A 10168-nucleotide genomic window follows, 5' to 3' on the forward strand; every position below is an offset into this window, starting at 1 on the left:
ATGTCTTTTGCTCCTTCCCGTCATGCGAATAGGTGGTATAACTCACGGTACTGTTTCGCGGATTGTTTCCAGCTAAAGTCCGCAGTCATCGCTTGATGGACAAGGGCATGCCAGTTATTTTCCTCATAAAAGACACGAACGGCTTTCTCAATCGTCGCCAACATTTCATGGGCATTGTAATTCATGAACCCAAACCCGGTCCCTTCCTGGGTGAATTCGTTATACGGCTTCACCGTGTCCCGGAGTCCCCCCGTCTCCCGCACGATCGGCAACGTGCCGTAACGCATGGAAATCAGTTGACTGAGACCGCATGGCTCAAATCGGGACGGCATTAAGAAAGCATCGGATCCCGCGTAAATCAAGTGAGCCAACTCGATATCAAAACCAATATACGAGCCCACTTTTCCTGGATGGGCCGCTGTCATGTCATGCACAATGCTTTCGTATTCAGGTTGACCCGACCCAAGAAAAGCGAACTGACAATTCAAATTGCCTAACTCCTCGCTCACCCCATCAATCAAGTCGAGACCTTTTTGGTCGACCAGGCGACTGACGAATCCGATGAGCATAAGGTCGTCCCGTACCTCGAGACCAAGCCGTTCTTGAAGGGCCCGTTTGTTTACGCGCTTCCCTTCTTTATACGTATCCAGATTATACGTCTGCGCAATCCGCCCATCCGTGTTCGGGTCGTTACTCGCTAAATCGATCCCATTTAAAATGCCCCGCACATCAACCGAACGATGGCGAAGCGCTCCGTCGAGCCCTTCTCCGTAGTAAGGCTCCATTATTTCATCGCGATAGGACGGACTGACCGTCGTGATTTGGTCTGAATGGACAATTCCGGCCTTCATGAAATTGACCAGTCCGTTATGCTGAATGCCTTCGGCCGTAAAATGTTCGTGACCAAACTGCAGAATCTCTCCAAGAATCTCTTCCGGGAAAATCCCCTGGTACTGTAAGTTATGGATGGTAAAGACCGTTCGAATGGACTGATACGCCTCGATATGCTGATAGTGGATTCGTAAAAAGGCAGGTAAAATCCCGGTCTGCCAGTCATGACAGTGAAGTACATCCGGTACTTCCTCGACCTTCCCAATCATCTCCAGGACAGCACGGGAGAAGAACGCAAAACGTTCCGCATCGTCGTAATGTCCATAAAGGACACCTTCACGTTTAAAGTAATATTCATTATCGATGAAGTAAAACGTGACCCCATCCCGTTCGAGCTTCAGAACCGCTCCGAACTGCTTACGCCACCCGACCGGAACAATCAAGTCGAATAAGTATTCCATTTCCTCAACATATTCTTGTGCAATCGTACCGTATTTCGGCATGACGACACTCACGTCTTCCCCTAAACCGGCCACCGCTTGCGGGAGGGAGCCAATCACATCGGCCAACCCTCCCGTTTTCATAAACGGTGCAGCTTCTGAAGCGACATACCAAATGTTCATAACATCCTCCTCACACTGTTGTCCGCTTCCCAATCACAATCGGCTCATCAACTGTTCCGCGAATGACCTGTCCGCGTTTAACGATCACTTCTTTATCGAGAATCGCGTTTTCTACGACAGCGCCCTCTTCGATCACGGATTTTGATGAAATGATTGAGTTCTTCACTCGGGCATGTTTTCCAATCGATACGCCACGGAAGAGGATACTATTTTGAACTTCACCATGGATTTTGCATCCGTTCGCCACAAGTGCCTCATTCACTTTCGACCCTTTTAGATAACGGGTCGGCGGCTCATGTTTGATCTTCGTATAGATGTGAGGGAAATCATAAATGATTCCTTCATGACGAAGTAAGCGCATGCTTTCGTTATAGTAGGAAAGCACAGAATGAATGACTTGCATTTTCCCGACATAGTGATACCCGTGAACATGCAAACGATGCAACTGAGGACGGATGACCCCGTCAAGCAAATCATATTCCCCTTTTGATGTCGCTTCGTCCACGAGGCGTAAGAATAGATTTTTCGACATAATGATAGTTTCAGTATAGGTGTACTCATCATCCGGTGAGAATCCACGTTCTGAGATGCCGACTACCCGATCGTTTTCTCCTAATCGAATCGGTCGACAGTAGCCGCATTTTTGTTCATGACTCGTATAAGCGAGCGTGATGTCCGCTCCGATAGATTTATGATGGTCAAGCATGTCTTGATAATCAATCGTCGTTAGCACATTCGACCCCGTGATGACCACGTAAGGTTGCTTACTGCGAACGAAGTGCTCCCGGTGCATCGAGAAGTTGGCCAAGTCGCCAAGGTAAGCCTCTCCATCCGATTTCAAAGCCGGTGGGAAGATGTGCAGGCCGCCTTGTGAGCGGTCTAAATCCCACTCTTTTCCTGATCCGAGATGATCCATGAGGGAACGTGAATTCTCCAACGTGAAAATCCCGACTTGACTAATGTTCTGTGTAATCATGTTCGTCAACGTAAAATCGATCAAGCGATAACGTCCCGAAAAAGGCACAGAAGCCAAATTGCGATGCTTCGTGAATTCCGGGAACAGTCCCTGCTCTGTCCCTAAGTTAATGATCCCTAATAGGTCGTTCGTCAAAAGTAACGCCTCCTTGCGTCCGTCTTTTTTTGTCTCAAGCCCGTTGTTTGAAGACTGTTCCACTTTCAATATTTTCATGTGGTTCAATGACAACAATCTCACCACCCGGTTCGCCGATCGTTGCACCATCTTCGATGACTGCACAGCTCGCAACAATGGCTCTATGAATTGTGACATCTTTTCCGATTCTTGCTCCCGGCATGATGACGGAATCTTTCACAAGTGACCCTTCTCCGACACGAACATCGTAGAACAGGACCGAATGCTGCACTTCCCCTTCAATATGGCAGCCTTCATTGATCACCGACTGCTCCACACAGGCATCTTTCCCAATAAATTGCGGCGTCTGGTTCGGGTTGACCGAATAGATCTTCCAATTCGGATCGTACAAGTCAAACGGCGGATCTTCTTTCAACAAATCCATATTCGCTTCCCAAAGTGACTGGATGGTTCCGACGTCCTTCCAGTATCCTTTAAACTTATAAGCGAACACATTCAATCCATCGATCAGTGTATTCGGAATGATGTTCTTCCCGAAATCAAAGCTGGATGTCTCGTCTTCTGCATCTTGAATCAAGTGCTCCCGAAGCACTTTCCAATTGAAGATGTAAATCCCCATCGAAGCAAGGTTGCTCTTCGGCTCTTCCGGTTTTTCCTCGAACTCGTTAATACGAAGGTCATCCTCCGTATTCAAGATGCCGAATCGTGAGGCTTCGTCCCATGGCACTTCCATGACGGAGATGGTCACGTCGGCTTGCTTCTCTTTATGAAACTCCAGCATCTTCTCGTAATCCATCTTGTAAATGTGGTCACCCGAGAGAATCAACACGTAATCCGGTTCATAGTCGTCAATATAGCTCAAGTTACGATAAATCGCGTTCGCCGTTCCTTCATACCAGTTTTTCCCTGTTTGTGCCTGATATGGCGGTAAAATCGCCAAACCACCATTCCGACGGTCCAAATCCCACGCCGATCCGATTCCAAGATAACGGTTTAATTCGAGCGGTTCATATTGTGTCAACACCCCGACTGTCGTGATTCCCGAATTCGTACAGTTCGACAACGGAAAATCGATAATGCGGTATTTCCCGCCGAAATGAACGGCCGGTTTCGCCGTCTTCCGCGTGAGAGGCCCCAATCGTTTTCCTTCTCCTCCTGCAAGGAGCATCGCAACCATCTCTTGCTTCATAAATAAAGCCTCCTCAATTCGTAATATACAACCTCTTTTACCCTTTTTCGCTGTTTCCTAAAGTATTCCTTCTCCAATTATTATATGATAACGTTTACATTTTTATTTTTTTCGAATTTGGACGATATAATGGAGGAAGAGAGGTGAAACGATGAGAGCATGGATAGGTACACTGTTTTTTATTGGCCTGATCATTTGTGGATGGGTGCTGTCCACTGCACTGAAAGAAGAGATTAACAAAACTGAAGAAATTCTGACGTGGGGGCAAGACATCGTGTCTGAACAACCGCTCTCATCGAAGCAAGCCGTCAAAATTGTTTATCATGGCGGGGAAGAATCCCTGTATTTAAGCGGCAGACGAAATGATGCTTCCGTAGACGAATTACCGGCTCACATCCGTGATGCGATCATCACGATCGAGGACCGGAAATTCAATGCACACCCCGGTTATGATTTGAGCGGGATTGCCCGAGCATTCATAAATAACGCCAACGAGTCCTCCGTTCAAGGTGGAAGTACGATCACACAACAGCTCGCACGAAACGTCTATCTGACACATGAGCGAACGTACGAGCGAAAAGTAAAAGAATTATTACTCGCCCGAGCACTCGAAAAAAAATATAGTAAGAAAGAAATTGTCACCGCTTATAGTAACGTGATTTTCTTTGGACATAATGTATATGGAATCCAATCAGCGGCAGACACGTATTTCTCCCGCTCGCTTGAGGATTTGAACTGGAACCAAATCGCCTATTTGTTGACCGTACCGAACAATCCGTCTCTTTACGACCCACTTAAGCCATCAGACGCCTATTTCGAACGGAAGGATCGCATTCTTACCCAACTCCTTGAAGCCAAACTCATTTCAAAGGCTGCTTACGACCAATATCATGGCGTGCGAATTGAAGCGAAATACCAGTCGCAAAACGTTCAGTATCCCGATTACATGGACATCGCGATCCGCGAAGCGATTCAGCTTGTCCGAACACGCTATGACTTAGATGACACGGAAGCGAGAGACTATTTAACGAGTAATGGAGCATCGATTGAAACATATCTTTCAACGGCAAAACAAGAAAAAGCGAAACAAGCAATGAGCGACCTTCCGTCCGGTTTAAACGGTGGCTACACGGAATTGACTCCATTGGGTCGAATCGTCGCGATGGTCGACTCTGAGATGTCACAAGTCGGTGAATTCAACCGGGCGACCCAGGCGTACCGTCAACCGGGTTCTTCAATCAAACCCATTTTAGTGTATGCCCCACTCATCGAAGAGACGGATGCGACACTCGACACCATCCTCGACGGCCGCCCAACCTGTTACGACTCTTATTGCCCAAGCAATAGTCACGACCGGATTTTAGGAGACGTCAGGTTAAAAGACGCTGTCGCCTACTCCTATAACACGCCTGCTCTCGCTGCTTTTTCCATGATTGATCAGCAACAGGCATACGAGACCGCAGATATGATGTTTAGTCAGTGGGACGAGGATCAAGATAACACGTTGGCCAGTGCCCTTGGCGGATTGACTCGGGGTGTCTCTCCAAAAGAAATGGCAGCAGCCTACACGCCATTTTTGAACAAGGGGACGTATACTTCCGGACACACGATTAAAGAAATCACGTTCCAGTCAGGCGAACCGACCCTCACTCCTCCTCTCACAGAAAAGGCTGTCTGGTCTCAGGAGACTGCAGCTATTATGAAGGACGCGTTGAGCGCGGTGACGACTTATGGAACGGGGCGCTATGCGAATCAAGTGAAAGAAGACTACGATTACCTCGGAGGCAAGACCGGAACGACGAACGACCATAAAGATATGTGGTATGTCGGTCTGACCGATCAAACCATCACGGCAATCTGGCTCGGCGCAGATAAACCACGCCCGTTTCCTGAACTCGCAAACCGTGCGTATCCTGCGATTGTTTGGACGGAAGCGCATCGATAAAAACACGGCATCGGATTTTTCCGATGCCGTGTTTTTATTTACAAGATAATATCTCCAACGGAGTTGAATAGTCGCAAGACGGACCAGCCGAGTCCGCTCAGTAAAATCGCCCACATAAGTGCCTGCATAAGCAACAAGCCGACCGCTCTCGGGACAGACATCGATTGACTGACCTGCCAAATGTAATAGAAGAGATACATAACGAATGTGCCGACCAAGACAGCGATCACAGCGAGCAACGTATTTAAGAATAGGAAGCTAATCCCTGAACCGACAAGAAAAATGATGGCTCCCGGTTTTAGACGGTGTAAAGAAATTCCGTTCGTTTCACGTGCAAAAAAGGCGAAACCCAGTTGATTGAACGTATCGGCAACTAATTTAAACGCACTAAACGACATAAAAAACAGTGTAAAGAATACGACAAGCACCAACACTTTCGTTTCTTGCACCGATAACAATTCGATGATTTCGCTATACACGCCAATCTGCGTGAGCCATTGGATGACGAATTCTGAGGTCGCAATCGCAAGCGATACAGAAAACAGGACGATGGCGATGAGTGGCGCATAACTTAATAAGTACACATTCGTTTTCATATTGATCTCCAATTTCACAGTAATTTCTTATATTCAGTGCAAATCTACTACCAAGTATATTATACTATTTATAGTTATGGAGAATAAAAGGGGGATTTTTAGATGGGCCTACTATTGATGATTGGAATCAGCGTCGTCTTCCTCTCAGCGATTTTGACAGCTGGATATAACCGCAAACCTGAAGGTAACCAATAAGAGCCGGGATTCTTACGAATCCGGCTCTCTTTTTTTACTTCAATCCTGCGTATCCTTGCTGGCGCAATGCTTCATAGACAATGATTGCTGCCGTATTCGAAACGTTCAATGAACGAACAAGGTTCGATTGTGGCAGACGGATGCAACGGTCAAGGTTGTTCTCGATCACTTCCATCGGGAGCCCTTTCGTCTCGCGTCCAAACACGAAGAAATAGTCCTTCTCGACATCCGATACGTCTAAGTCACTCGGATACTGTTCTCCGTACTTTGTGATATAAAAGAATTCGCCATCCGGATGCTTTTCCCACAACTCATCAAGTGAGTCATGATAGCGAACATCAACGAATTGCCAATAATCCAAGCCCGCACGCTTTAACATTTTATCATCCGTTGAAAAACCGAGCGGACGAATCAAATGAAGAACAGCGTTTGTTGCCGCACATGTACGTGATACGTTTCCCGTATTTGCCGGAATCTCTGGTTGAAACATTACTACATGAATTGCCATGATTTATTCCCTCACTTCTTTTCGATTTCAAGGAGACGTTGTTTTTGGGAGAGTCCCCCCGCAAAACCCGTCAACTTCCCACTACTCCCGATCACACGGTGACATGGAAACAGGATGGGTAAAGGATTCCGATTGAGCGCCTGTCCGACAGCCCGGACCGCCTTCGGTCGCCCGATTTGTTCGGCGATTTGTTTATACGTCCGTGTCTCACCATACGGAATCGTTAACAACGCATCCCACACTTCCTGTTGAAACGGTGTGCCGTTCATTTCGATATACGCTCGATCGGCTTCCTGGAACCCATCGTGCTCCAAACGAGTCATCAAATCGTTCAGCCAACTAGGCGCTGACTCTTCTGAAGGTTCGTCTGCAAAATCTAACGCGATCAGTTTTCCTGCATCGTTCAATTGATACGCTAACGGCCCCCACTTAGACGACACGATCTTCATTCGCCCACTCCTCTCGGTATATCCGGATTTCTTCATGCACCATGTCGGATGGCTCGACTTGCTCGATCTCTTCAAAAATTGAATCCGCTTCTGGACCAAGGATTGCTCCAATTGCCCAAACCGCCGTCGCGCGCATATCTTCCCGCTCATCTTTTCGAATGAAGTCACGAAGCACTGGAATGGCTGAGGGCTCCCGATAATGCGCGAGTGCCAAAATTGCATTGCGCTGAATCGGCTTCTTCCCTCGCCACGCACCGGATAAGTGACCAAACTTTTGTTTGAATTCCCGGTTACTGAGCGTTAATAGCGGTTCTAGGAGTGGCTTAACGACCTCCGCTTCCGGCAACAACTCCTCGTGATGACGCCAGTCTTTCTTCCGGTTATAGGGACAGACCTGCTGACAGGTGTCACATCCGTATAATCGACCACCTAGCTTAGAACGAAATTCTCGGGGCATCAACGTCTTCATCTGCGTCAAATAGGCGATGCAGCGCTTCGCATCGAGCACGCCCGGCTCAACGAGCGCTGTCGTCGGGCACGCCGTCATACATTTATTACAGTCGCCACATCCATCTTCAATCGCTTCATCCGGCGGCAAATACGTATCTAAAATCATTTCACCTAAATAAAGATACGACCCTTTTTCAGGAGAGATGATGGAGCAGTTCTTCCCGCTAAACCCAATGCCGGCACGCTCAGCAACAGCCCGGTCAACAAGCTCGCCCGTATCGACCATCGAGCGCGTACGAACACCCGGAACCAATTCTTCAATATAAGTTTGGAGCTTTGCTAACCGGTCTCCGACAGCCCGATGATAATCGAGCCCCCACGAGGCGCGTGCGAATAACCCACGGCGCTCACCTGCGACACTTCGTGGTGCGTCTTTCAATTTACTTGGATAGGCGATGGCAATCGCAATGATTGATTGAGCCTCTTCTAAGAGCAGTTCAGGCGTCGTCCGCTTATCTAAATCGGGTTCTTCAAATCCGGACGCGTACCCTTTCTCCTGCTGACTGACAAGCCGTTGTTTCATAACGATGAACGGATCGGCTGTTGTCACTTTCAACTCATCAATCCCTATCGTTTCGGCATACTCTAGGATTTGTTGTTTTAATGTGTACGGATCCATACCGTTCATCACCTCACTCACGTATATTTTCGCATACAAAAAATCTCTCCGCCAGTCGGCAGAGAGATGTGAAGCGGGTGAAGAGAATCGAACTCTCGTCATCAGCTTGGAAGGCTGAGGTTTTACCATTAAACTACACCCGCAGAAAGTACCGGTGGTCGGAGTCGAACCGACACTCCAGAGGAACACGATTTTGAGTCGTGCGCGTCTACCAATTCCGCCACACCGGCATATTATGTTGGAGGCGCCAGTCGGAATCGAACCGACGATAAAGGAGTTGCAGTCCTCTGCCTTACCACTTGGCTATGGCGCCAAAGTCATTGGAGCGGAAGACGGGATTCGAACCCGCGACCCCGACCTTGGCAAGGTCGTATTCTACCACTGAACTACTTCCGCAAAGTTGGCTGGGCTGGAAGGGATCGAACCTTCGCATGTCGGAATCAAAATCCGATGCCTTACCACTTGGCTACAGCCCAATAATAATGGGGCGACTGAAGGGAATTGAACCCTCGAATGCCGGAATCACAATCCGGTGCGTTAACCACTTCGCCACAATCGCCATAATTAATTAAAACAGGGGTAGCAGGAATCGAACCCGCGCTGACGGTTTTGGAGACCGTAGTTCTACCGCTAAACTATACCCCTAAGTGGTGGGGGGGGGCGGATTCGAACCGCCGAACCCGAGGGAGCGGATTTACAGTCCGCCGCGTTTAGCCACTTCGCTACCCCCCCACATATGGTGGCTTTGGACGGAATCGAACCGCCGACACAAGGATTTTCAGTCCTTTGCTCTACCAACTGAGCTACAAAGCCATATGTAGTATTAGATTTTCAAAAATAAAAATGGCGGTCTCGACGGGATTCGAACCCGCGATCTCCTGCGTGACAGGCAGGCATGTTAACCCCTACACCACGAGACCGGACATTAATTGCGGGGGCCGGATTTGAACCGACGACCTTCGGGTTATGAGCCCGACGAGCTACCAGACTGCTCCACCCCGCGACGATATAAAATTAAATGGTGACCCGTACGGGATTCGAACCCGTGTTACCGCCGTGAAAGGGCGGTGTCTTAACCGCTTGACCAACGGGCCATTCTTGAATTGAAAAACTGGCGGAGAGCAAGGGATTCGAACCCTTGAGACGGTTTTGCCGCCTACACGAATTCCAATCGTGCTCCTTCGGCCACTCGGACAGCTCTCCAAAAGAGAAAGTGGCTCCGCAAGTAGGATTTGAACCTACGACCTACCGGTTAACAGCCGGTTGCTCTACCACTGAGCTATTGCGGAACGATCTTGCCTGGCAACGTCCTATCCTCACAGGGGGAGATCCCCCAACTACTTTCGGCGCTGAGACGCTTAACTTCCGTGTTCGGCATGGGAACGGGTGTGGCCGTCTCGCTATCGCCACCAGACAAGTATTATACTAACATTATTTATCGATAATGTCAATATAAATTTAAGAGATTGTTCTCTCAAAACTGAGGATTCATCAACACAAACCTAGACTAGATCAAAGCCTCGACCGATTAGTATCATTCAGCTCCACGTGTCGCCACGCTTCCACCCATGACCTATCTACCTCATCGTCTC

8 protein-coding genes, 14 tRNA genes and 1 rRNA gene are annotated in these 10168 nt (G+C 48.3%); 1 reads left to right on the plus strand and 22 read right to left on the minus strand.

Features of this window, described 5'->3' with window-relative positions; translation table 11 throughout:
- Nucleotides 1-20: 20 nt before the first annotated feature.
- From glgA to KNP03_RS08575, 3 genes are read right to left on the minus strand one after another with little or no spacing between them, the layout of a single operon-like run.
- The gene (glgA, locus tag KNP03_RS08565) at nucleotides 21-1454 is read right to left on the minus strand and encodes a glycogen synthase GlgA (protein ID WP_214828192.1); all 1434 of its coding nucleotides are present in this window, start codon (nucleotides 1452-1454) and stop codon (nucleotides 21-23) included.
- Between the two features lie 10 nt (nucleotides 1455-1464).
- Nucleotides 1465-2565, minus strand: coding sequence for a glucose-1-phosphate adenylyltransferase subunit GlgD (gene glgD / locus KNP03_RS08570; RefSeq protein ID WP_214828199.1), 1101 nt, complete (start codon nucleotides 2563-2565; stop codon nucleotides 1465-1467).
- A 34-nt stretch (nucleotides 2566-2599) separates the two neighbouring features.
- Nucleotides 2600-3754, minus strand: coding sequence for a glucose-1-phosphate adenylyltransferase (locus KNP03_RS08575; protein ID WP_214828201.1), 1155 nt, complete (start codon nucleotides 3752-3754; stop codon nucleotides 2600-2602).
- Between the two features lie 151 nt (nucleotides 3755-3905).
- Between KNP03_RS08575 and KNP03_RS08580 the strand changes: the two genes are divergently transcribed.
- Complete coding sequence (locus tag KNP03_RS08580; protein ID WP_214828203.1) at nucleotides 3906-5699, plus strand: transglycosylase domain-containing protein; 1794 nt, start codon at nucleotides 3906-3908, stop codon at nucleotides 5697-5699.
- Between the two features lie 38 nt (nucleotides 5700-5737).
- On the opposite strand, the gene KNP03_RS08585 is transcribed toward KNP03_RS08580, so the two are convergent.
- The 19 genes from KNP03_RS08585 to rrf form a co-directional block, all read right to left on the minus strand.
- Nucleotides 5738-6295, minus strand: a complete 558-nt coding sequence (locus KNP03_RS08585; protein WP_214828205.1) for a DUF5366 family protein — start codon at nucleotides 6293-6295, stop codon at nucleotides 5738-5740.
- A 229-nt stretch (nucleotides 6296-6524) separates the two neighbouring features.
- Nucleotides 6525-6998, minus strand: coding sequence for a tRNA (uridine(34)/cytosine(34)/5-carboxymethylaminomethyluridine(34)-2'-O)-methyltransferase TrmL (gene trmL, locus KNP03_RS08590; protein WP_214828219.1), 474 nt, complete (start codon nucleotides 6996-6998; stop codon nucleotides 6525-6527).
- Between the two features lie 11 nt (nucleotides 6999-7009).
- Nucleotides 7010-7447, minus strand: a complete 438-nt coding sequence (locus KNP03_RS08595) for a methylated-DNA--[protein]-cysteine S-methyltransferase (RefSeq protein WP_214828235.1) — start codon at nucleotides 7445-7447, stop codon at nucleotides 7010-7012.
- The gene (gene queG, locus KNP03_RS08600; RefSeq protein ID WP_240544514.1) at nucleotides 7428-8576 is read right to left on the minus strand and encodes a tRNA epoxyqueuosine(34) reductase QueG; all 1149 of its coding nucleotides are present in this window, start codon (nucleotides 8574-8576) and stop codon (nucleotides 7428-7430) included. Before queG ends, KNP03_RS08595 begins: the two co-directional genes overlap by 20 nt.
- 72 nt (nucleotides 8577-8648) lie before the next feature.
- Nucleotides 8649-8719: transfer RNA gene (locus tag KNP03_RS08605), tRNA-Gly, on the minus strand.
- Nucleotides 8720-8725: 6 nt separating this feature from the next.
- Nucleotides 8726-8806 (minus strand) — tRNA-Leu (locus tag KNP03_RS08610).
- Between the two features lie 9 nt (nucleotides 8807-8815).
- A tRNA-Cys gene (locus KNP03_RS08615) sits at nucleotides 8816-8889 on the minus strand.
- Between the two features lie 8 nt (nucleotides 8890-8897).
- Nucleotides 8898-8972, minus strand: a tRNA-Gly gene (locus KNP03_RS08620).
- 5 nt (nucleotides 8973-8977) lie between these two features.
- Nucleotides 8978-9052, minus strand: a tRNA-Gln gene (locus tag KNP03_RS08625).
- 7 nt (nucleotides 9053-9059) lie between these two features.
- Nucleotides 9060-9135 (minus strand) — tRNA-His (locus tag KNP03_RS08630).
- Nucleotides 9136-9150: 15 nt separating this feature from the next.
- Nucleotides 9151-9221 (minus strand) — tRNA-Trp (locus KNP03_RS08635).
- Between the two features lie 3 nt (nucleotides 9222-9224).
- A tRNA-Tyr gene (locus KNP03_RS08640) sits at nucleotides 9225-9308 on the minus strand.
- A 5-nt stretch (nucleotides 9309-9313) separates the two neighbouring features.
- Nucleotides 9314-9389, minus strand: a tRNA-Phe gene (locus KNP03_RS08645).
- Between the two features lie 31 nt (nucleotides 9390-9420).
- A tRNA-Asp gene (locus tag KNP03_RS08650) sits at nucleotides 9421-9496 on the minus strand.
- Between the two features lie 9 nt (nucleotides 9497-9505).
- Nucleotides 9506-9579, minus strand: a tRNA-Met gene (locus KNP03_RS08655).
- A gap of 16 nt (nucleotides 9580-9595) precedes the next feature.
- A tRNA-Glu gene (locus KNP03_RS08660) sits at nucleotides 9596-9670 on the minus strand.
- Between the two features lie 18 nt (nucleotides 9671-9688).
- Nucleotides 9689-9779: transfer RNA gene (locus KNP03_RS08665), tRNA-Ser, on the minus strand.
- An 11-nt stretch (nucleotides 9780-9790) separates the two neighbouring features.
- A tRNA-Asn gene (locus tag KNP03_RS08670) sits at nucleotides 9791-9865 on the minus strand.
- Between the two features lie 8 nt (nucleotides 9866-9873).
- Nucleotides 9874-9990, minus strand: a 5S ribosomal RNA gene (gene rrf / locus KNP03_RS08675).
- Between the last annotated feature and the right edge of the window lie 178 nt (nucleotides 9991-10168).

The sequence above is a fragment of the Exiguobacterium algae genome, from assembly GCF_018617875.1.
Taxonomy (GTDB): domain Bacteria; phylum Bacillota; class Bacilli; order Exiguobacteriales; family Exiguobacteriaceae; genus Exiguobacterium; species Exiguobacterium algae.